16 protein-coding genes, 2 pseudogenes and 1 riboswitch are annotated in these 23,293 nt (G+C 42.4%); of the genes and pseudogenes, 11 read left to right on the top strand and 7 right to left on the bottom strand.

Going from position 1 to position 23,293, the window contains the following annotated elements; genetic code table 11:
* Nucleotides 1–66: 66 nt before the first annotated feature.
* The 3 genes from recD2 to rnhC all read right to left on the bottom strand — a co-directional run bounded on the left by recD2 (nucleotide 67) and on the right by rnhC (nucleotide 4,154).
* Complete coding sequence (recD2, locus tag L6410_RS09855; protein ID WP_237395423.1) at nucleotides 67–2,556, bottom strand: SF1B family DNA helicase RecD2; 2,490 nt, start codon at nucleotides 2,554–2,556, stop codon at nucleotides 67–69.
* A 64-nt stretch (nucleotides 2,557–2,620) separates the two neighbouring features.
* Nucleotides 2,621–3,250 (bottom strand): signal peptidase I, encoded by a 630-nt coding sequence (gene lepB, locus L6410_RS09850; protein WP_024391748.1) that lies wholly within the window; start codon nucleotides 3,248–3,250, stop codon nucleotides 2,621–2,623.
* 13 nt (nucleotides 3,251–3,263) lie between these two features.
* Nucleotides 3,264–4,154, bottom strand: a complete 891-nt coding sequence (gene rnhC / locus L6410_RS09845; protein WP_237395422.1) for a ribonuclease HIII — start codon at nucleotides 4,152–4,154, stop codon at nucleotides 3,264–3,266.
* 85 nt (nucleotides 4,155–4,239) lie between these two features.
* On the opposite strand from rnhC, the gene L6410_RS09840 reads away from it, so the two are divergent.
* The 3 genes from L6410_RS09840 (at nucleotide 4,240) to L6410_RS09830 (ending at nucleotide 8,938) form a co-directional block, all read left to right on the top strand.
* Nucleotides 4,240–5,223, top strand: coding sequence for a Gfo/Idh/MocA family protein (locus tag L6410_RS09840; protein WP_024391750.1), 984 nt, complete (start codon nucleotides 4,240–4,242; stop codon nucleotides 5,221–5,223).
* A gap of 381 nt (nucleotides 5,224–5,604) precedes the next feature.
* The gene (locus L6410_RS09835) at nucleotides 5,605–7,323 is read left to right on the top strand and encodes an alkaline phosphatase (RefSeq protein ID WP_237395421.1); all 1,719 of its coding nucleotides are present in this window, start codon (nucleotides 5,605–5,607) and stop codon (nucleotides 7,321–7,323) included.
* 436 nt (nucleotides 7,324–7,759) lie between these two features.
* The gene (locus L6410_RS09830) at nucleotides 7,760–8,938 is read left to right on the top strand and encodes a LysM peptidoglycan-binding domain-containing protein (protein WP_435533096.1); all 1,179 of its coding nucleotides are present in this window, start codon (nucleotides 7,760–7,762) and stop codon (nucleotides 8,936–8,938) included.
* A 111-nt stretch (nucleotides 8,939–9,049) separates the two neighbouring features.
* On the opposite strand, the gene L6410_RS09825 is transcribed toward L6410_RS09830, so the two are convergent.
* The 4 genes from L6410_RS09825 to treP form a co-directional block, all read right to left on the bottom strand.
* On the bottom strand, nucleotides 9,050–9,412 hold the full coding sequence (locus L6410_RS09825) for an iron chaperone (RefSeq protein ID WP_237395419.1): 363 nt from the start codon (nucleotides 9,410–9,412) through the stop codon (nucleotides 9,050–9,052).
* Between the two features lie 23 nt (nucleotides 9,413–9,435).
* Nucleotides 9,436–10,914: an IS1182 family transposase gene (locus L6410_RS09820; RefSeq protein WP_419580006.1), complete on the bottom strand. Its 1,479-nt coding sequence runs from the start codon at nucleotides 10,912–10,914 to the stop codon at nucleotides 9,436–9,438.
* A gap of 136 nt (nucleotides 10,915–11,050) precedes the next feature.
* Nucleotides 11,051–12,676: an alpha,alpha-phosphotrehalase gene (gene treC / locus L6410_RS09815; protein ID WP_237395418.1), complete on the bottom strand. Its 1,626-nt coding sequence runs from the start codon at nucleotides 12,674–12,676 to the stop codon at nucleotides 11,051–11,053.
* A 78-nt stretch (nucleotides 12,677–12,754) separates the two neighbouring features.
* Complete coding sequence (gene treP, locus L6410_RS09810) at nucleotides 12,755–14,755, bottom strand: PTS system trehalose-specific EIIBC component (protein ID WP_172038649.1); 2,001 nt, start codon at nucleotides 14,753–14,755, stop codon at nucleotides 12,755–12,757.
* A gap of 230 nt (nucleotides 14,756–14,985) precedes the next feature.
* Between treP and treR the strand changes: the two genes are divergently transcribed.
* The 8 genes and pseudogenes from treR to L6410_RS09770 form a co-directional block, all read left to right on the top strand.
* A complete protein-coding gene (gene treR / locus L6410_RS09805) occupies nucleotides 14,986–15,699 on the top strand; it encodes a trehalose operon repressor (protein WP_024391755.1) in 714 nt (237 codons plus the stop codon).
* 57 nt (nucleotides 15,700–15,756) lie between these two features.
* Complete coding sequence (locus L6410_RS09800; RefSeq protein WP_024391756.1) at nucleotides 15,757–16,074, top strand: hypothetical protein; 318 nt, start codon at nucleotides 15,757–15,759, stop codon at nucleotides 16,072–16,074.
* Nucleotides 16,071–16,619 (top strand): CvpA family protein, encoded by a 549-nt coding sequence (locus L6410_RS09795; RefSeq protein ID WP_024396959.1) that lies wholly within the window; start codon nucleotides 16,071–16,073, stop codon nucleotides 16,617–16,619. Before L6410_RS09800 ends, L6410_RS09795 begins: the two co-directional genes overlap by 4 nt.
* A gap of 347 nt (nucleotides 16,620–16,966) precedes the next feature.
* Nucleotides 16,967–19,300 (top strand): endonuclease MutS2, encoded by a 2,334-nt coding sequence (locus L6410_RS09790; protein WP_237395417.1) that lies wholly within the window; start codon nucleotides 16,967–16,969, stop codon nucleotides 19,298–19,300.
* A 23-nt stretch (nucleotides 19,301–19,323) separates the two neighbouring features.
* Nucleotides 19,324–20,098: pseudogene (locus L6410_RS09785) on the top strand (GNAT family N-acetyltransferase).
* 154 nt (nucleotides 20,099–20,252) lie between these two features.
* Entirely contained in the window at nucleotides 20,253–20,567 is a 315-nt protein-coding gene (gene trxA / locus L6410_RS09780) for a thioredoxin (RefSeq protein ID WP_024391759.1), read from the top strand.
* Between the two features lie 51 nt (nucleotides 20,568–20,618).
* Nucleotides 20,619–21,557 carry a peptide-methionine (R)-S-oxide reductase MsrB gene (msrB, locus tag L6410_RS09775; protein WP_237395416.1) on the top strand — a complete coding sequence of 313 codons (939 nt, stop codon included), beginning with the start codon at nucleotides 20,619–20,621 and terminating at the stop codon, nucleotides 21,555–21,557.
* 108 nt (nucleotides 21,558–21,665) lie between these two features.
* Nucleotides 21,666–21,755, top strand: a riboswitch (glycine riboswitch).
* 106 nt (nucleotides 21,756–21,861) lie between these two features.
* Nucleotides 21,862–23,181, top strand: a pseudogene (locus tag L6410_RS09770) (alanine/glycine:cation symporter family protein); the annotation flags it as partial.
* Nucleotides 23,182–23,293 lie beyond the last annotated feature (112 nt).

Below are 23,293 nucleotides of genomic sequence, written 5' to 3'. Positions count from 1 at the left end.
TGTACTAAAAGCAAACGAAACGACTATAGAAGAGTAAAACCAGCAAATCTACTGACTTGCTGGTTTTTATACTTTAAAAAACTCTTCAATATCTGCCTGATCTATGCCAATCATGGGGTCGATGGTTAGTAGGTTGTCTACAGTCAAAATGTATTCTGTGGGTTGGGGACTTGTTTCTTCTGGCTGGTCTTGATCAAGAAGGGAGAGTTGTTGGTTGTTTTCTTTGACTACATCAACCTGTTCTTTCCTGTCTGGCTGTGTAGGTGGCTGGGTTTGTGTGGTTGCCGCTGTTTTACTTTCGGCTTTTTTAATCAGGCTTTCCTTGCTGTCCTGCTCTGCCATTTCCCCTTGGAAACGTGGGACCAGGTAGGTTTTGCGAAGGGTGCCAGCATTTTTGACGGCGTAGTCAAAGGCGGAGATTTCGCCTAGGAGGATGAGCTTGCTCTTGGAGCGGGTGATGGCGGTGTAGACCAGATTGCGCTGGAGCATGCGGTGGCTGGTGCGCGTGATGGGAAGGATAACGACCTGGAACTCACTACCTTGGGACTTGTGGATGGACATGGCATAGGCCAGGGTAATCTTGTACCATTCATTGCGTGGATAGGTGACCTCGCTACCGTCGAAGTTGATGGTAATCTCGTCCTGCTTGGAGTCGGTGTACTTGGCAGGCAGGAGGTCGGTGATGTAGCCCAAATCACCATTGAAGACATTGGCCTCAGCATCGTTTACTAGGTGGATGACTCGGTCGCCTTGGCGGAAGGCTTGCTCGTTATGGAGGAATTCTAACTCTCCCTCTTCCAGTGGATTGAGCAGGGCCTGGGTCATGGTGTTGAGCTGGTCGATGCCTGCGACACCACGGTACATGGGAGCGAGGATTTGGACTTCGTTTGCAGGGATGCCCGACTTGATGGCTGCGCCGACAATGCGCTCAATCAGGGCTGGAATTTGTTCGTTTTGGGCTTCAAAATAGGAGCGGTCAGCCTTTTTCTCACGGAAATCGCTCGGCAGAGCCCCTTGGCGAATCTGACTGGCTAGGGTAACAATGGTCGAATCATCGGATTGACGATAGATACGTTCTAGAGTGATGCTGGGTAGCTTATCAATTTTCAAGAGGTCAGCAAGGACCTGACCGGGACTGACGGAAGGTAATTGCTCCGCATCGCCGACAATCAGAACTTGGGTCTGGGAGGAGATGTTCTGGAAGAGCTGGTTTGCCAACCAAGTATCCACCATAGAAAACTCATCCACGATGATAAAGTCGGCATCCAAGTAATCATCTCGGTAGGATTCTTCCTGTCCCTCTACCAGACCGAGGTGGCGGTGGATGGTGGCAGAAGGCAGACCTGTCAATTCATTCATCCGTCTGGCTGCTCGTCCAGTTGGAGCGGCTAGGAGGACAGGGCATTCTTCTCGGTTGCGAGTCAGGTCAATCTTATGCAAGATGGCATAGACCGCGATAATACCATTGATAACGGTTGTTTTTCCAGTCCCTGGTCCGCCTGTCAGAATGAAAAGCGGATTGGTAATGGCTTGGACGATGGCTTCTTTTTGAATGTCATCGTAAGTAAGGGAAGACATAGTTTCCAGCTCTGCTATGGCAGCCTCAACGTCTGCGCGTGGGAAGGGTTTGAAACCATTTTTTCCCATCAGGCGGGTCAGGTTTTTATGGATACCATGTTCGGCAAAGTAGAGGCTGTTGTCAAAAATCTTTGTGCCTTCTTGCTGTACCTTGTCGTCTGCAATTAGTCCCGTCAATTCTTTGGCAACAGCAGCGGGGTCCAGCTCTGTATGGCGGGATTTTTCCAGCAGTTCAAGGGTTGCTTCCAGCAAGTCTCTGGCCTCCACATAGGTATCGCCTGTTTCCATGGAGCGATGGATGAGGCTAAAGAGCATGCCAGCCCGAAAACGTTGGGGTGAATCACTGGCAATTCCCAGGTTTTCCGCAATCCTATCGGCAATGGTAAAGCCGAGCCCCTGGACATCTTCGACCAGTTGATAGGGATTTTCTTCAATAATCTGAAGTGTTTTTTCCTTATACTGGTCTTGGATTTGAAAGGCCAATTTATTGGGAATGCCATACTCGGCTAGTTTTGCCAAGATCAACTCGGTTCCATAATTGAGGCGGAGTTTCTCCACAAATGCCTGCATGTTCTTGCTGGATAGGCCTGTGATTTGGGTTAGTTTTTCAGGTTCAGCTAAAATCTTATCAATGGTATCTTCGCCATAGAGCTCAACGATTTTTTCAGCTGTTTTGCGTCCAATTCCCTTGAAATGCTCGCTGGAGAAATACTTGACTAGACCAGCTGAGGTAGGCTTGCTGCGTTCGTAACGAGAAATCTGCAACTGCTGACCATACTTGGGATGGGTGACCAGATTGCCATAGAAACGATAGTCTTCTCCTTCAATGACATCGGCAATCGTTCCGGTCACAATAATTTCGTAGTCATCATAGTCTGCATCTGTCTCCTCGATTTCAAGGAGAAGGATTTTATAAAAATTACTAGGATTTTCAAAAATAATCCGGTCAATAGTACCAGTAAAATAAACTTCATTCATAGAAAATAGTTCCTAAAATAGTGAAAAAAGAAGTTTGGAACGGATTGCTCCAAACTTGTTTGTATTAATCAATAGTCCCAATACGGTTGAGAGGCCACATCCGAAAGACGACTTCCCCTTTGATATTTTCACGGGAGAATGTTCCCACACTACGGCTATCAAGTGAGACAAGGCGGTCATCTCCCATCAGGTAGTATTGTCCTTCTGGGACTGTTACGGTAAAGTCTACGTAACCATTGGCATCCTGTGTAAAGGCCTCGGCAGATTGTGCAACGGCCTGGAATTGTTTGTTGTAAGAATAGACTTCTTGAAGTTTATCTTTCTGGAATGCAGTGAGATATTCATCTAAGTAAGGCTCGTCCACTTTTTGGTCGTTAACATAGAGGACATCGTTTTCGTAGCGAATGGTATCTCCAGGCATACCGATTACACGTTTGACAATTAATTTTTCGTCACCATTACTGTCTGTCTCGCTAGCAACAACAATATCGAAACGGTCGATTGATGTTGTTTTCAGCATAATCAATTTTTCTTGGTGTTGAAGCGTCGGGTCCATGGAATGCCCGTCAACTGAAACTGGATTCCAGATATAATATCGACTGGCGAACACAGCTACGATAAATAAGATAAAGAATCCCCATTCGGCAATGAATTTCATGAATGGGGAACGATTAGTACCTTTTTTAATTCCCATGAATTTATTTTCCTTATTTCAATAATTTTTGTGCTTTTTGCGTATTGGCAAAGTGGAGTTTGGCAGTTTGGTTGAGACCAGCCATACCATATTGTTTTAAGATGCTTGCTGCGACTTGGTCGGATTTACTGCCAGCTCCAGACGGTAGTTGCATTCCAACAAGTTGACCAAGCTGGACAAGATTTTCTAAAAACATAGCTCTAGCAATAATAGAAGATACTGCCACAGCCAGATACTTACCCTCTGCCTTTTCTTCTAGAGTGACGGGGTTAGCAAATTGATTGGCTTCCTTCTTCAAGTACTTTTGATAATTTTGACTGGAAGTAAAAGCGTCAATGACAATCTTCTCAGGCTTCATTCCCTTTTGTAAGAGTAGGAAGATTGCTTGATTGTGCAGGGCAACTTTGACAGATACCGCATTGTAGCCTTGCTCGATGACTTCGTTGTATTTTTTTGGTGACAATAGCAGAGCTTGGTGGGGGATTTTCTCTTTTAAGAGAGGGGCGATTTGGCAGATTTTTTGGTCTGTCATTTTCTTGGAATCATCCACACCAAGCGACTTGAGAAAGGCATGGTCTTCTGGGCGGACAAAACTAGCAACGACTGCCAAACCTCCAAAATAAGACCCGTTTCCAACCTCATCTGTCCCAATCATGGGCAGGTCTTGACCAGGTATGGTCGTCTGTCCAGACTTTTCTGGCTCATAGCCCCAGAGCCCTGCTTCCTGCTCTGCCATTTCCCCCTGAAAAACGACTTTTCCAGAAGTGTAGATGGACAGGCTGGCACCGGTCAGTTTGAAAAATGCTTCTATGTAAGGATTTTTGCTGGTCTGCCGATAGCGGTCATAGTGAGCCATCATGGCTTGTTTTTGCTGGGCAGATGCCTTTAGTACAACGGTATTCATGTTCTTATTGTAACACAAATGCTAGTTAGAGTGTGCAGAAAAGGGTGGAATTTACTATAATGGGAAAAGAAAGAGAGGATGTATAATGACTGAAAAAATGCAGTATAAATGGGCGACTCTGGGAACAGGTGTCATTGCCAACGAATTGGTTCAGGCTTTGCAGGCTATGGGAGGAAATCTTTATTCGGTGGCTAACCGTACCTATGAAAAGGGTGTGGAATTTGCGCAAAAATATGGCATCGAGAAAGTTTACCAGGAAATCGATGATGTGTTTGAGGATCCTGAAGTAGACATTATCTATATTTCTACACCGCACAATACCCATATCAATTATTTGAGAAAGGCCTTGAAGGCTGGAAAGCATGTCCTCTGTGAAAAGTCTATTACGCTTAATTCAGAAGAATTAGCAGAAGCCATTCAACTGGCAGAAGAAAACCAGGTTATTCTGGCAGAAGCCATGACCATTTTCCATATGCCGATCTATCGTCAGTTGAGCCAAGTGGTTGCCAGTGGGAAGCTTGGAGATTTGAAGATGATTCAGATGAACTTTGGCAGCTACAAGGAATACGACATGACCAACCGCTTTTTCAATAAAAACTTGGCAGGCGGTGCCCTCTTGGATATTGGTGTCTACGCTCTGTCATTTGTCCGTTGGTTTATGACTGAAAAGCCAAATCAAGTCCTATCTCAGGTCAAATTGGCTCCGACAGGTGTGGACGAGCAGGTAGGGATTTTGCTCAGCAATGATGCAGGAGAGATGGCGACCATCGCACTGACCCTCCATGCCAAACAGCCAAAACGTGGAACGATTGCCTACGACAAGGGATACATCGAGCTTTACGAGTATCCTCGTGGTCAGAAGGCAGTCATTACTTACACAGAAAATGGTAGTCAAGAGGTAATCGAAGCGGGCGAGACAGCCAAGGCTCTTTCTTATGAAGTGGCGGATATGGAAAAAGCTGTCGCAGGCATCGAAAATACCATGCACCTAGCCTACACCCAAGATGTCATGGAGATTATGACCCAACTCCGTAAAGAATGGGGCTTGGTTTACCCTGAAGAGGTGTAGTTACGAATCCGAATCTGTATTTTGGGTCAGGCCAGTAAACAGGGAGCCTCCTAAATAGTTTCCGATAAGCCATTAGCTGGTATTACTTTTTCAGAAAATGGGGAGGGAAATCTAGAAATATACAAATACACAGAAATCTTGTGTAGTAATCATATTATCAAACGCATAAAATCAATGTTACAGGCAACATGATTTTATGCGTTTTTGTGAATTGTAGAATTCTTACTTCTTTAGTGAATAATTTGTAAACGACCATTGATAAGAATTTACAAAGAAATTACAATCTATACTTAGATATTTTACGTAATTTTCATTGGAATTTGATGAAAATGGGTTAGACTAATTTTGGACTTAAGTCTGAATAATACCAAGGAGTTTTAAATGAAAAAGAAATCTACCTATCTTAAATGTGCAACGATCTTGTTGGCTACTTCAGTGCTTCTTTTAGCAGCTTGCAGTAACCAAGCAAGTGTAAAATTAGATACTGAAGCTGTTAATGATGCAGCTTTAGCTGAGCAGACAGCGAATGGAAAAACAGTAGCCCTTTATGATACTAGTAGGGCTAAAACGGAGGATTACTCCAAGGTAAATGAAAATCAGGCCAAGTATGTTTTTCTTTTCATCGGAGATGGGATGGGGGTTACTCCGGTAACAGCTGCAGAGAATTATCTAGGCTATACCCAGACCAATAAGGGAGAAATTTACCCAGACAGGATGAATTTTACAGAGATGCCAGTTGTTGGTATGAAGACTCAATTCGACTGCCACTCTTTTATTCCAGACTCAGCCTCTACAGCGACTGCATTTGGGACAGGAATAAAAACTCAAACGGATACGGTGGGGCTTTCTGGAGACTTTAGTCAATCTGCAGATTCAGTGGCAGAAAAAGCTAAACGAGCAGGTAAAGCTGTTGGTATCATTTCCTCCGTGACTTTAAACCATGCAACACCTGCTGCATTTTATGCTAATGTAGAATCACGTAATTCATATTATGATATTGGTTTGCAAATGGCAGAGACAGACTTTGATTTTTTTGGTGGTGGTTCTCTCAAGCACCGAACAGGGAAGGAAAAAGATCAAAAAGATCTATATACCATTTTAGAAGAACATGGCTATACTATCGCAGATACCAAACAAGAAGCTGAGCAAATTACAGCAGATTCAAAGAAAGTGTATATGGTAGCTGAGGACTTGCAGGATGATGGTGCCATGACATATGCTATTGACCAAAACAGTGATAGCCAGACCTTGAAAGATATCGTGGACAAAGGTATTGAAGTACTGTCAAATGATCCAGAAGGTTTCTTTATGATGGCAGAATCAGGGAAAATAGACTGGGCTGAGCATGCCAATGACGGAGTGACCACGATGGAAGAGGTCATCCAGTTTCAAGAAGCAATCCAGTCTGCAGTGGATTTTTACAATGAACATCCAGACGATACCTTGATTGTGGTAACTGCAGACCATTCTACAGGTGGTTTCACCATAGGAAATGGTTCTACTGGGTATGAGACCTATTTTGACCTCTTAACAAATCAAAAAGGTTCACAAGTTGCTTTCCAAGAGAAGGTAAAAAGTGCTCTTGAGACCAATCCAAATCTTTCATTTGAAGAATTTGCATCTCAGATTACAGCATTCTTCGGTCTAGTTCTTGATCCTAATGCCCCAGCAGAAACAGGTACAGAAGCAGCAGTTGAAGCCTATAAGTCGCAACAGGAGAGCAATCGCTTGATTTGCTCGCAAGAGGAATACCAAGAACTCAAAACAGCTTTTGAAGAAAGTAAGAAGGCAAGTGAAGAACAAAATGTCCAGTATGGTGGCTATGATCCAGTTTCCATTACAGCTACCCATATTTTAGATAAAAAAGCAGGGTTAGCTTGGACAACGACGGCCCATGCGGGTGAAAAAGTACCAGTCTATGCTATGGGTTCTGGGGCCTATATGTTTGACGGGGAATTTGATGATACGGATGTCGCAGTTCGCTTGGGAGAAGCTATGGGCTTTAATGGAGAGGTAGCAAGTCCGAAAGACCAGATGGAAACAGAAACCAAGAAACCTGTTGGTGTTGGCCTAATTCCTCCTGCTTCCGGAAATGAATAATTTTTGCATAGGCTCAAGCACAGGCTACTAGTCAGACTTGGGATCAACATTTCAGTGCAGTGGTTGATTAGCTTTACTAGTCTGGGAGAATTAAACAGCTTTAGGGAAATTATTTTAGCTAATCACCTTGAAATTTACATGTGACCAGAGAAAGTTCGGACCTTGATACTAGGAAGTGAAGGAACACTCATGGTCTGGGCGAGTTCAGTCCTTATTCCAAAATCTCTTCGTTTCTTAAGTTCATGTGACAATTTCATGACAGAATCTGTTCCAAGATTACAGAGTGAAAACATTTTGTTAAAAGACTGGTTTGAATCTTGTTTTTTAGTTTTGATTTAGATAAGATGGAACCATTAAATTGGAAAAGGAATGAAAAATGAAACGTAAGAAGTTATCAAAATCACAATATATGCGCCGCAAGAGAAAAACACCTGTTATGAAAGCCAATAAGAAGGTGCTTTACACATCATCATTGGCCCTTTCATTATTTGCTACTGGGATTACTGCTCCAAATGTTTTTGCATTGGATTGGACTCCCCGTAGTGTAAGTGAGATTAGCCAAGAAATCGAAGATAAAGGTGGAAAATTAACCTATACTGTAAAGTATGGTGATACCTTAAGTGCGATTGCCGAGGCTATGAATATTGATTTGGATATTTTAGCTCAGATTAACCAAATTGCAGATGTGAATTTGATTTTCCCTGATACAGTTTTGACTACTACGGTTGATCAAAATCATCAAGTAACGCAAATTGAAATTCAAGCACCTGTACAAGAAGAAGCCGCTGAAAATACTGTGCAAGCAACAGTCGATATTGCGGCTAATGAAATTACAGTAGATGATACAGTTATCCCTCTGGAGTCAACGGATGCGCCTAGTTCATCAGCTTCAGTTACAGAAGTCTCAGTTGAAACTCCAGTAGAGGAAGCACCAGTCACAGAAGTCCCTGCAGAAACGCCATTGGAAGAAACCCTGGTAGAAGAAGTTCAAGTTACAGAAGTCTCAGTTGAAACTCCAGTAGAGGAAGCGCCAGTCACAGAAGTTCCGGCAGAAACTCCAGTAGAGGAAGCGCCAGTCACAGAAGTTCCAGCAGAAACCCCAGTAGAGGAAGCACTAGTCACAGAAGTTCCAGCAGAAACCCCAGTAGAGGAAGCACCGATCGCAGAGGTGAACTCTGTAGAGGCAGCCCCTGTGACTCCTATACCAGCCGCGTCAACTGCAACAACAGTTGCTACGGTTTCAACAATTTCATCAAGTACTAGTTCATATGATGTTGGACTCCAACCTCAGGTTGCAGCATTCCGAGCTGAGGTAGCTAATGCCTTTGGGATCACGTCATTTTCAGGTTACCGTGCGGGTGACACAGGGGATCATGGTAAAGGATTGGCAATTGACTTTATGGTTCCTCAAAGTTCGGCTTTGGGTGATCAGGTCGCTGCCTATGCAGTAGCCAATATTTCATCCAAAAATATCAGCTACATTATTTGGAAACAACGTTTCTACGCACCTTTTGATAGTATTTATGGACCAGCATACACTTGGAACTTAATGCCAGACCGTGGTAGTGTTACTGAAAACCACTACGATCATGTTCATGTGTCCTTTAATCAGTAAAATTGCAATAGCAAAAGCCAAACTCAAAGCGAGCTTGGCTTTTTGAATATAAGTAATTAGATTAATACTTTCAAGAAAAGTTGGTTTTATATTTTTTTGCAGAAAACAATCCTATCTCCAAAACTTGTCATAACCTTTCTTTTCCTCCATATTAAAGGCGATAATATTGTGGAGTAGGTCCCAGTTGACCTCTTGATCTTCCTTGATTTTGAAGAGGTTGGAAGTCGCCTCGTAGCCCGCTTCCTGAATGTCCTGGGCAAAGGTTTCCATAGTGACCGTTTCAGGTGCGATGGAAATATGAGACTTGGCAGCAGAGAAACCAATGATGAAGGTTCCATCCATAATAAACATGGGCTGGTTCCATTTGATTTCTGTGGTTAGTGTTGGAAATTCCTGCTGGATTTGAGTGAAGATTGTTGCCAGTTTATCCTTCAGGACAGGATTCTTTACCTTGTTCAAAAATTCTTGGAGCATGTTTTTTCCTTTTCTTTTTTGTTTCATTGTATCACAAAAGAGGAGCTCGCTCCTCTTTTCAGAATGAAGACAAACATCTCGACTGATGTTTGTCTTTTTCTGTTTATTGGTCTGATAGTCAGTCTTTTTGCCAGAATCGTGGCTATTTGTACAATATAAAAAGGCTTCCCTGCCCTCATTTTTACCAATTTCTTGAGATTTAAACACGCCAAAGTCAGTCCAACCTTATCTTCCATTTTGGACTTGCCTTTCTCTCTTGTGTAACGAAGATTGTGGTACTCTTTGGCTGTCCCAAAGAGGCGTTCAATGGTTTCTTTCCGCTTCTGGTAGAGCTCCTTCATACCTTTCCTGTGCCGAATCTCTTCACAGCTTTCTAAAGCCTCTTTCCAAATGTGTCGAGTTACCACTTTCTGCTTGTTCTTGCTTTCTGTACAAATTGATAGAAGTGGACAAGTAGCACAGATAGCTGAGTCACTCTTATATTCCCGATAACCTTCTCTGGTTGTAGTGCGATAGGTTAAGACCTGATTCTCAGGACAGATATAACAGTCATAGTATTCATCATAGACAAAATCCTTCGAGCGTAGTTTCCCTTTCTTTCCTTTCGGTCGTGTATACGGAAAGACTGGAGTAATCTCTTGTTCTAGGAGGAAGCGAGCGATACTTGGGGTCTTATAGCCAGAATCGGCAACGAGAAAGCTAGGCTGAAAGGGTTGGAGTTTAGCGAAGAGTACAGGAAAGGCCTGGCTGTCATGGACATTGCCAGCCTCCACGCTATAAGCCAGAGCCCAACCATGCTTGTCACAAGCAACCTGAGCTGTATAAGCAAATACTTCCTTATGGTCCCCTTTATGAAACCAGCCACTTTCAGGGTCAGTTGTAGAAATTTTCTTAGCGATGGGTCCCTCCTCTTTTGCGGGCCCTAGCGGCTTTTTTGCATGCTTTTCTCTATCCCTGTTAATTTCAATCTCTAGCTGGTCACTCATAAACTTGGCTTGCTTTTCAATTTCACGATTGATGAATTTACGATTATTCGCCGCAGCCTTGATATGGGTACCGTCAATGAAAATTTCTGTTGGATCTATGAAGCCTGCATTGACGCAGAGACCTAAGATATGGGTGAAAATGCCTTCAATAACTTGTCTATCTTGAAAACGACGGACATAGTTCTTTCCGTAGGTAGTGAAATGAGGCACCTTATCATCCAGTCGAAGACCAAGAAACCAACGGTAGGCAGTGTTGACTTCGATTTCCTTAATGGTTTGACGCATGGAACGAATGCCGAAGAGACACTGAAGGATTGGAATTTTAATGAGCAGAATAGGGTCAAGACTAGGACGCCCTGTATCATCGCTATAGCTATCTGCGACTAAGTCATAGATAAAGGAGAAGTCAATAGCTTCCTCTATTTGACGAAGGAGATGATCTTGAGAAACAAGGTCATCTAAACTGTAGAAACCAAATTGACCGCGATTGTAGTCTGGATTTTCTTTGTGTAACATAGCGATTCTCCCGCTGTTTATTAGCTAGTATTCCTATCTCTATTATACTACTTTACATATGAAAAAGCCGTTAGAAATACAATTCTAACGACTTTGTCTTCAATCTGAAAAGAGGAGCTCGCTCCTCTTTTCATAATTAGTTGACCAAAATCGCCAATGCTTGGTAAGGTTTGAGAATGATTTTTTTGCCTAGTTTGTTGTCAGGATAGTTGCTGATGAGGACTTGCCCCTGAGCATATTCATCAGTAAGATCTATATTAACTTCTTCTGCGAAGAAATTATTTAGGACAAGTAATTTTTCGCCGTTTCGCAAACGCTCAAAGGCATAAACCTTATCGCTTTCTTGATAGGTGGCTCGATAATCACCTTCAGAAATGATAGGGAGTTTTTTTCGTAGTCGAATCAATTCTTGATAGAATGTGAAGATTGGGCCAGTTTTCTCATTTTCAACGTTAATTGTTGGGAAAGATTTTCCAGCCTTTAGCCAAGGCGTAGCTGTTGAGAATCCAGCGTTGTCGCTCGAATCCCACTGCATTGGTGTACGTGAATTGTCACGCGATTTTGCTTGAATTATCTTAAAGGCTTGTTCGGTGCTATTTCCTTGATCTAATAGCATTTGGTAGGCATTGATAGACTCCACGTCCACATAGTCATCCATACTGTCGTAGTCTGGGTCAATCATACCGATTTCCTCGCCCATGTAGATGTAAGGAGTGCCACGTGAAAGGTGAATAGAGGCTGCCAGCATGGTCGCTCCTTCGTTTCTGAAATTCTCCACATCCACAAAGCGATTGAGGGCGCGTGGTTGATCATGATTGTTATAGAAAAGAGCATTCCAACCATTTCCGATAGACATTTCCTCTCCCCATGTGTGGAAGAGTCGTTTGAGTTCCTCAAAGTCAAAGTCCATAATAGTCCACTTTTGACCATCTTTGTAATCCACTTTCAGGTGGTGGAAGTTGAAGGCCATGGACAACTCTTCACGCTCAGGTGCTGTATATAATATACAGTTGTCAATGGTAGTCGCTGACATTTCACCGACTGTCATAAACCCTTCTTCACTACCAAAGGTTGCATTGTTCATCATTTTGAGATAGTCGTGGGTGATGGGCCGGTCTGTGTAGGCTGGTTTTCCATCATTAATAGGACAGTCTTCTAAGACTTCGTCTTTACCAATCAGGTTAATGACATCGAATCGGAATCCTTTAACGCCTTTGTCTTTCCAGAAATTGACCACCTTAAAGAGTTCTTCACGGACATGGGGATTCCGCCAGTTGAGGTCCGCTTGGGTGACGTCAAAAAGGTGCAGATAGTATTTTCCAGTGTCTCCGAAAGGAGCCCAGGCATTTCCACCAAACTTAGAAACCCAGTCAGTGGGTTGGTCTCTCAAGATAAAGAAGTCCTGGTAATATTTGTCGCCAGCCAAGGCTTTTTGGAACCATTCGTGGTCTGTTGAGCAGTGGTTAAGGACCATATCCAGCATGAATTCAATACCTAATTCCTGACCAACGGCTACCATCTCTTCAAAGTCCTCCATTGTACCAAAATCAGGGTTTACTGCGGTATAGTCTGATATATCATAGCCGTTATCTCGTTGTGGACTTGGATAGAAAGGGTTGAGCCAAATCATGTCAATGCCTAGCTCTTTTAGATAAGGAAGTTTTTCGATAATCCCCCGTAGATCTCCGAGACCATTTCCAGTTGTGTCCTTGTAAGATTTTGGGTAGATTTGATAAACTACTTTACGCTTGTCTATTGTCATTTCGCTCTCTCTTTCTTGTTTTTCTTGGTTGATAAGCAATGATAGGAGGTGCAAGCTATCTTGCGCCCTCCTAGAAGATTAATTATTTGTAATTGTCAGAATGGTCTCGCCTTGTGTGATTGTACGAGGAAGATTTCCGATAACTTGTGTGTCAAAGTCAGTTTGATTTGTCACAATGATAGGTGTTTCAGCGACTAGACCAGCAGCTTTGATGACTGCGATGTCGAAATCAATTAGAAGGTCGCCAGCTTTTACTTTGTCACCTTGTTTGACATGGGCTGTAAAGCCTTTTCCCTCTAAACCAACAGTATCCATACCGATGTGCATCAGCAGTTCAACACCAGTTGAAGTTGTAATACCAATCGCGTGGAAAGTTGGGAAGAGTACAGAGACCTCCCCGTCTATAGGAGCGAAAAGCTTGCCTTCACTCGGGTCAATTACAATTCCTTTTCCCATCACACCAGATGAAAATACCGGATCAGTAGCTTGTGATAAGTCTCTTGCTTCACCAGTTAGTGGACTAATAAGCTGGATAGGTGTTTCAGCAACAGTCAAAGGAGCAGAACCAACTTCTTGTGCAGCTTGCAGTTTTTCGTCTTCTGCTTTTGTCAAAATGCCTGCTTTGCGGAAGAAGAATGTTAATACAAATGGAACAGCAATCGCAACAGCCATCGCAAAAGTAAATGGTAACCAGTATTGTGCTTTAATAGCCAAAATACCTGGAAGTCCACCGACACCAATTGCGTTGGCAGTGATATTCAACGAAGTTGAAATGAGACCTGCTAAACCAGAACCAATCAAACCAGCCACGAATGGATATACATATTTAACGTTTACACCAAAGAGAGCAGGTTCAGTTACACCGAGGTAGGCAGAAATAGCTGCAGGAAGTGAAATTTGTGCTTCTTTTTCATTGTGTCGGTTCATGAAATAATATGCTAACACAGCAGAACCTTGTGCAATGTTAGAAAGGGCAATCATTGGCCATAAGCCAGTTCCCCCAGCATCAGCTATCAATTGAGTATCAATAGCATTTGTCATATGGTGCAGTCCAGTAATAACAAACGGAGCGTAAAGTGCACCAAAGATTGCACCAAATATAGCTTTAAATGGACCAGTTAAACCAGCTAAAACAACAGTTGATAAGGCTTGACCAAGTGTCCAACCAAGAGGGCCAAGGATTGTATGAGCTAGAATAATAGCAGGTATCAATGAAAGAAATGGAACAAAAATCATTGATACAACTTCTGGAATGCGTTTACGCCAGAAAATTTCTAGATAAGAGAGTGATAGACCTGCAAGTAAGGCTGGAATAACTTGAGCTTGGTAACCGATACGATTGATCGTGAAACTACCAAAATTCCATACCCAATCACTAGCAATAGTTGCTGCATCTGTACCTGGAACAGCGTAAGCATTCAGTAATTGAGGAGAAACCAAACAGATACCAAGTACAATACCGAGAATTTGAGTTGTTCCCATTTTACGAGAAACAGACCAAGTAATTCCTACAGGTAGGAAGTGGAAGATTGCCTCACCAGGTAACCATAAGAAATGGTTAACACCGTTCCAGAATGGAGATACCATAGTAATTGTGTTCCAAACAGGGTTCCCATCAGCATCAAATACTTTGACCCCATCAACAACCTGCTGTCCTAACCAAGGCATACCAACTGCTTCTAAAACATTACGGAAACCAAGGATAAGACCACCTACGATAATAGCTGGAATAATCGGTGTGAAAATTTCAGCTAACATCGTCATGACACGTTGAATGGCATTTTGATTACTCTTAGCAGCTGCTTTAGCGGCTTCTTTAGATACACCTTCAATACCAGATACGGCGGTGAAGTCATTATAGAAAACCGGCACATCGTTACCAATGATAACTTGGAATTGACCTGCGTTTGTAAATGTACCTTTTACGGTAGGAATGTTTTCAATTGTTTTAACATCTGCTTTGTTTTCATCAGCTAAAACAAAACGCATACGAGTTGCACAGTGTGTTACTGCGGTGACATTTTCTTTTCCGCCTATGGCTTTCAAGAGTTCCTGGGCTTCATGTTGATATTTTCCCATTATTTTTCCTCCTCAGTGGCAAAATCTGCCACCACCTAAATTTTTCCAATATATAAATAATTGGATAAATTATTTATATAAACTTACAATATTTGTACGGACAAATATATTTCAAAAACATTGTATACGATTTCATAAAATAATGCAAGCGTTTTTACTCATTTTTTTTAAAAATTTGTTATAATATTCTAGTTGTATGATAAAAAACAGACTAATGTTGGAGTAATAAAATGAAAAAATATCAAGAAATATATAATGATTTAAAAGAGAAAATACGAACAAATGTCTATCCTGCTGAGACTTCTTTACCAACTGAACAACAATTGCAAGAAATGTATCAAGTTAGCCGAGATACTGTTCGAAAAGCACTGGCTATTCTGACAGAACGCGGAATGATTCAAAAAGTTCAAGGAAGAGGTTCTCTAGTTTTAAAACAGGAATTATTGAATTTTCCTATTTCTGGCTTAACTTCGTATCAAGAATTGACGGATGCTTTGCAGTTGCAGTCAGATACAGCGGTTGTTGATTTGGAGCTCATTACAGTAAATAGTAATTTATCTCAGTTAACAGGATTTGAACCATTTAGTAAAGTATGGAAAATTGTACGTACAAGGTCCATAGATGGAAAGGTTTCAGTAGTTGATACGGATTATCTCTCTTCAGATATTGTTCCGAAGATGGATAAAGAAATCGCAAAAGGTTCCATTTATCAATATTTAGAAAAAGAACTAAAATTGGATATATCTTATGCTCAAAAAGAAATTACGGTTGAACCAACCAGTTGGGAAGAACGTGAATTGATGAAGACTCAAGATGATTACTTGGTATTGATAAAATCAAGAGTTTTTCTAGGTGATACACAACAATTTCAATATACTGAAAGCAAACATAAAATAGATAAATTCCGCTTTGTGGATTTTGCTCGTAGAAAGCATTCACTATAGTAAGAATTAGCCAAAAATAGGTTTTTACGTTATAATAGATGGAAGATGAGGGGAAATATGGCAAATTTAAATCGATATAAATTTACTTTTGGCGAAAAGCAACTGACTTTAACGACAGAGCATGATAATCTTTTTATGGAAGAAATTGAACGAGTTGTTCAAGAAAAATATCAAGCATTAAAAGAAAAAATGCCTACTGCGGATTCTGAAACTCTAGCCCTTTTATTGGCAATTAACGCACTGTCTGTCCAGCTGACACGCGAAATAGCTTTTGAAAAGACCGAGGCTGAGTTGGCAAGCCTGAAAGCCAAAGATAAAGTTTCAAAAGAAAATGTGACCTTGGTTGATTTGGATGAACTTGAGGAAAAAGTATGATTACACTAGCAATCATTTTCATTCTAGTATGGAGTTTTTATATCGGATATAGCAGAGGTATAGTGTTACAAACTTTCTATGGTTTAGGAACTATTGTTTCATTAATGGTTGCATCTGCACATTTCGTGAAGTTGGCACAATTTTTATACCTCTGGGTTCCGTTTGCAAATGCAACTCAGGGAAGTTATAACTATTTCTTTGATGAGAAGTATCTTTTTGACTTAGATAAGGTTTTTTATGCGGGGTTATCATTTTTGCTACTCTATGTAGCTGTTTATGCCTTGGTACGTTTTATAGGAATTTTTGTCCATCTTTTAGAAGGTTTTAATCCAGATACTCAGTTGACCAATCTCATCAGTGGCATTGTAGCGGTTATGGTCACCTTTATTTCCCTGCAGATTGTGATGGTTCTATTGTCTAGTATTCCACTTGCAATGGTGCAAGAAAAGCTTCATAGTAGTTTTCTTGCCAATTTCATGATTCAATACACACCATTCACTAGTAGTTTTTTAAAATCTCTCTGGTTGAGTAATATTACAGGGTAAGGGAGACCTTATCCTTTTTATCGTCATTTATACTCTTCGAAAATCAAAATCAGACGTTGTTGATTTGATGAGTGAAAGGATCTAGTGGATTTTTTCAGCCTGTTCCCTTGAAATATAAAAGGAACAGAGTTCTATCTGCATCAGAGCGAAACGCACTACGTTCGCCTATTTCCAACCTCTAAAGGTTCCCCGAACCTTTGGAGCAAGTCTGATTCTGATTTTCATTGAGTATTAGTTGACTGTGAAAAAGTTGATGTTAGAGTGGAAAAGACTATATAATCAGCTATTTTATCTTATATTGTTTTGATAATGAGATAAAGCGAATGAAAAAGATTAAGTAGGAACATATGAATAATAAGATTATAGAAACCCTTGAGTTTCACAAGGTAAGACAAAAAATTGAGCCCTATCTCTTGACGGAGCAGGGCTTTGAAGAATTACGACAGTTGGAGCCCATGGTGGAAGTCCACCGTATCCAACAGGCCTTCGACGAGTTGACAGACATTGCGCAGATTTTTGTGGAAAATCCCTATTTCAGTCTGGCTGCTACTAGTGACATCGGTCCAGCCATGCGTCGTTTGGAATTGGATACAGACCTCAATATCGCTGAGCTATTAGCTGTTAAAAAGGTTTTGGAAGTTTCTAAATCTCTCTTGGATTTTTATGGAAATCTGGAAAATGTCAGCCTTAGCCAGCTGGATAAACTCTTTGAAAAGATTGAGCTTTTTCCACATTTACAAGGCTCCCTCCAATCCATCAATGATGCGGGGTTTGTAGAGGATTTTGCTTCAGAAAAGCTGGGTCGCATTCGTAGAAAAATCCGTGAAACCGAAGACCAAGTACGTCAGGTCATGCAGGATATTTTAAAAAACAAGAGCGATATGCTGTCCGATAGCATTTTGGCAAGCCGTAATGGACGCAATGTCCTTCCTGTCAAAAATACCTATCGCAATAAGATTGCAGGGGTTGTCCATGACATTTCTGCTTCGGGTTCGACCGTTTATATTGAGCCACGGGCAGTGGTGACCCTGAACGAAGAAATCAGTCATCTACATGCAGAAGAACGCCATGAGCTTAATCGAATTTTGCAGGAAATGTCAGATATGCTTCGACCTCATAGTGGTATTCTCCGAAATAATGCTTGGATCATCGGTCATCTTGATTTCGTCCGTGCTAAGCATCTCTTTGCGCGTGATCATCAAGCTGTTGTACCCAAACTATCTGAGAAGCAGGATATTGCCCTTCTCAACGTTCGGCATCCGCTCATTGCTGAGCCTGTACCAAATGACCTGTATTTCGGTAGTCAGTTGACGGCTATTGTTATCACAGGTCCCAATACGGGTGGTAAGACCATTATGCTCAAGACCTTGGGATTAACGCACCTTATGGCTCAGTCTGGTTTGCCTATTTTGGCTGATAAGGGCAGTCGGGTAGCTATCTTCAAAGAAATTTTTGCGGATATTGGTGATGAACAGTCGATTGAGCAGAGTTTATCAACCTTCTCCAGTCACATGACCCACACGGTGCAGATTTTAGCGGAGGCTGATCAAGATTCTCTCATTCTATTTGACGAGTTGGGAGCTGGGACAGATCCCCAGGAGGGGGCATCCTTGGCTATGGCTATTTTGGATGACCTTCGTCTGCGGGGGATCAAGACCATGGCGACCACCCACTACCCTGAGCTTAAGGCCTACGGGATAGAAACCTCTGGTATTGAAAATGCCAGCATGGAATTTGATACCAATAGCCTGCGTCCGACCTATAAGTTTATGCAGGGTGTTCCTGGTCGCTCCAATGCCTTTGAAATTGCCCGCCGTCTTGGTCTATCTGATATTATTATCCAGTCAGCCCAATCTTGGACGGATACAGATAGCGATGTGAACCGCATTATCGAGAAATTGGAAAGTCAGACGGTTGAAAGTCGTCAGCGTCTGGATAAGATTCGTGATGTGGAGCAAGAAAATTACAAGATGAACCGAGCCCTCCGCAAGCTCTATGACGAGCTCAATCGTGAGCGAGAAAATGAGCTTAACAAGGCACGCTTGGAGGCCAAGGAAATTGTAGATATGGCATTGGCAGAAAGCGAGGATATTCTCAAAAATCTCCATGCTGCAGCTAGTCTTAAGCCCCACCAGATTATTGAAGCCAAGGCAGAGCTGAAAAAGTTGGCGCCTGAAGTGGTGGACCTGTCTAAAAACAAGGTTCTGAAGAAAGCTAAAATTCAGAGGGAAGCCAAGGTGGGCGATGACATTATCGTTACAGCTTATGGACAACGCGGGACCTTGACCAATCAGCTCAAGGACGGGCGTTGGGAAGCTCAGGTTGGCTTGATTAAGATGACCTTGGCCAAAGATGAGTTTGAGTTAGTCAAGGCGGAAAAGGCAGAGCAGCCTAAGAAACGCCAGGTTCACACAGTCAAACGTGCCAATGTACGAGGACCAAAAGCCCGCTTAGATCTCCGTGGCAAACGCTACGAAGAGGCTATGATGGAACTGGATGAATTTATCGATCAGGCCCTTCTCAATAACCTAGCCCAAGTCGATATTGTCCACGGTATTGGTACTGGAGTTATCCGAGAAGGGGTGACCAAGTACCTACGCCGCAACAAGCAGGTCAAGGAGTTCGGCTATGCCCCACAAAATGCAGGTGGATCAGGCTGTACTATTGTGACGTTTAAGTAGCAATCAACCGATGGGAGATTCTTATGATTATCAGAAAATATCAAACCAGTGATGAAAAAGGCTGGGTTTACTGTAAGGTACTTAGCTACCTCTTCTCCCCATTCTTTGATGATAGAGAAACAGAGAAGCCCGAACTAATGACAGACGTTTATGATTATCGTGTGGAATGGGTGGCTGAAGTAGATAGCTCAAACTGTTTGGGGAACGGTTTGAGGTTGGAGATGGGACTTGCGTAGCAAGTTTCTGCTATTAAGTTGGTCTAATCGACATCGATATTTACACGGAAGAGTGCAGCCAGTCTTATATTTACGCACCAAGTAAGCGAACAGCTTATTTTACTAACCTAGCAGTCCACCCTGATTTTCAAGGTCAGGGCATTGCCCAGGCGCTTTTTGAAAAAGCAGAGCAAGAATTGCGCGAACAGGCTGTCGAGAAATTAGCCATCTTTACCCGAGAGGGAGATGTAGCCAATCATTTGTATCAGAAGTGGGGTGGCTCAAACGGTTTGGGGAACGGTTTGAGGTTGGAGATAGGACTTGCGTAGCAAGTTTCAACTGTATGGTTTGTTCTGACTATCTAGTGGTCGGAGCGCCACAAGATGTTCCAACCTTCCGTTTTGGAATCGATATAGAGCGTGGTCGTCTGAGTTTTTCAGATGAAGCAGGACAACCAGCACCCTATTATCTCCGAGAAGGTGTTTATGTAGTCAGTGAAAAAGCAGACTTGGATCTCTTTGACATAGAAGATGTCTATCAAGAATTTACCTATGTGGTGGATTTAAATGAATCTGGGACGTGATTTCCCTGGGTCTAGTTTGGCTTGACCAATACGTTTTTCCAAGTCACTATTTTCTCGACACATCCATCTCCCCCCTTTTCTCGTAGCAAAAATTCGCTTTCTATTTTCTTTTGGTGTAGAATAAAAGTACAAAAAAAAAGAAACGGAGAATTGTATGGTTCAAGTTGTTACAGATGCAAACTTTGAAGTTGAAACACAAGAAGGCGTAGTCCTTGTTGACTTTTGGGCACCATGGTGTGGTCCTTGTCGTATGCAAGCACCAATCTTAGAACAATTAGATGGTGAAGTGGACGAAGACGAATTACGTATTTATAAAATGGATGTAGATGAAAATCCAAACACAGCTCGTCAGTTTGGTATCATGTCTATCCCAACACTTTTGTTCAAAAAAGATGGACAAGTTGTAAAACAAGTTGCTGGTGTTCACACCAAAGACCAAATCAAAGCAATCTTGGCAGAGATTGGTTAATCATGTAGGTTGAGGAAACTCAACCTTTTTCTGCATCGAAAGGAATCTCACATGAAAGAAATTTACCTAGCAGGCGGTTGTTTCTGGGGAATGGAAGGCTACTTTTCCCAGATCGATGGAATTCTTGACACCAGTGTTGGCTATGCCAATGGACAGGTGGAGACGACCAATTATCAACTCCTCAAACAAACAGACCACGCAGAGACGCTCTATCTAGCCTATGATGAGACTCGTATCCATTTGCGGGAAATTCTCCTCTACTATTTCCGCGTCATTGATCCCTTCTCTGTCAATCAGCAGGGACCTGACAAGGGGCGCCAGTATCGGACGGGTATCTATTACACAGATGAGGCTGATTTGCCGACCATCGAGCAGGTCATGACGGAGCAGTCTCAGATCTTTGGCGGACGCCCCCTAGCCGTTGAAGTGGAGCCACTCGCGCATTACATCCCCGCCGAAGACTACCATCAGGATTATCTCAAGAAAAATCCCCAAGGGTACTGCCATATCGATCTTGGGCAGGCAAAAATCCCTCTGATTGATGTTGCAGACTATCAAAAGCCAGACCAGCAAGTCTTAAAAGACAGCTTGACTGATCTCCAGTATCAAGTCACTCAAGAAGCTGCGACGGAAAGACCCTTCGAAAATGAGTTCTGGAATAGCGACCATGCTGGCATCTACGTCGATATTACGACTGGTGAGCCCCTCTTTCTCTCGACGGATAAATTCGACTCAGGCTGTGGCTGGCCCTCCTTTACCAAACCAATCAGCAAGGAAGTTGCGACTTATTTCCAAGATAAGTCCCATGGCATGAACCGTATCGAAGTCCGCAGTCGGGCTGGTCATGCTCATTTAGGTCATGTCTTTGATGACGGACCGCGTGATAAAGGCGGTCTCCGTTACTGTATCAACTCGGCAGCCCTTCGTTTCATACCGAAAGAGGAAATGGAAGAAGCAGGATATGGACTGTTTTTAGATATTCTTTCTTAATTTTTCTGAAAATTCACTTGATTTTTTCTTGAAATAGGTTTAAAATATAGGTAAGATAAAAGTGAATAACCGGTTGATAGTGGATAGGAAGGGAGCTGACTGTTCACAGGACGGAACTCTGGAGAGACCATCATGGCACCGAAGGGGCAAGGTAGATTATCTACTGAAACTCTCAGGTAAAAGGACAGAGCGTATAAATATAGGGTTTTCCTATATTTTTCGCGTTACATCTAGAGGTTGAATTGTTCAGCCTCTTTTCGTTTTTCCAAAACCTTTATCTAGACCTATTTTTTTCGGAGGAATCATGTTAGAACTATTTAAGGCCATCAACAACTTTGTATGGGGACCGCCACTGCTACTGCTTTTAGTAGGTACAGGTGTTTATTTCACCATTCGTTTAGGATTGTTTCAACTTAGTAAATTACCCACAGCTTTTCGCTTAATTTTCTCAAGTGACCAGTCGGGTCAAGGGGATGTGTCGAGTTTTGCGGCATTGTGTACGGCTCTTGCAGCGACTGTCGGGACAGGAAATATTGTCGGGGTGGCAACTGCTATTACTACAGGTGGTCCTGGAGCCCTTTTCTGGATGTGGGTGGCGGCCTTCTTTGGTATGGCAACGAAGTATGCGGAAGGATTTCTAGCAATCAAGTACAGAACTAGGGATGCTGAGGGTCATGCGGCTGGAGGACCTATGCATTATATCACCTTGGGGATGGGACAGAAATGGAAACCCCTAGCAATCTTCTTTGCCATTTCTGGTGTTTTGGTTGCTCTTTTGGGGATAGGGACATTTTCACAGGTCAATTCCATCACTTCTTCATTAGAAGCGAGTTTTGGTTTGTCTCCGCAACTTATTAGTATCCTCCTGGCCATTCTAGTAGCTATCATCATCTTTGGTGGCATCGAGACGATTTCCCAAGTATCAACCAAAGTCGTTCCATTCATGGCCATTCTCTACATTTTGGCAACCGTTATTATTTTAGCGACACATGTAGAACAGCTCATTCCTGCTTTGAAGTTGGTCTTTGGTTCAGCTCTCACTCCTGCAGCTGCTTTGGGCGGTTTTGCAGGGGCAACAGTCAAGGAAGCAATTCAGCGAGGGATTGCGCGCGGTGTTTTTTCAAATGAATCGGGTCTAGGTTCGGCTCCTATCGCAGCTGCAGCCGCCAAATCAGACAATGCCGTTGAGCAAGGTTTGATTTCTATGACAGGCACTTTTATTGATACGATTATCATCTGTAGTTTAACTGGTTTATCAATCTTGGTGACTGGTCAGTGGACAGTAGAAGGTCTTGAGGGGGCCCCACTGACTCAAGCAGCCTTTGCAACTGTTTTTGGAAATCCAGGGACTATTGCCTTGACTGTTAGCCTGGTTCTCTTTGCATTTACTACAATTTTAGGTTGGTCTTACTATGGTGAACGCTGTATCGAATTTCTTTTCGGGACAAAATCCATCTTACCTTATCGTCTAGTCTTCATATTGATGGTAGCTCTCGGTGGTTTCCTGAAGTTGGATTTGATTTGGACGATTGCGGATATTGTTAATGGTCTCATGGCCCTACCTAACTTGATTGCTTTACTAGCCTTATCACCAGTTATTATCAAGGAAACACGCTTGTATTTCCAAGCTACTCATCGAAAACCGTCATTTATTTTCAGTGAGTTATTTGTTAAATTAATCAAAAAATCGAGTTAAGTCTCGGTTTTTTAATTACTCAAAAACATATATATTCATG

Origin of the sequence: Streptococcus parasuis (assembly GCF_021654455.1) — a bacterium.
GTDB classification, from domain to species: Bacteria; Bacillota; Bacilli; order Lactobacillales; family Streptococcaceae; genus Streptococcus; species Streptococcus parasuis.
Note: the sequence above shows the minus strand (reverse complement) of the source record. Positions and strands in the feature narration are given on the sequence as shown.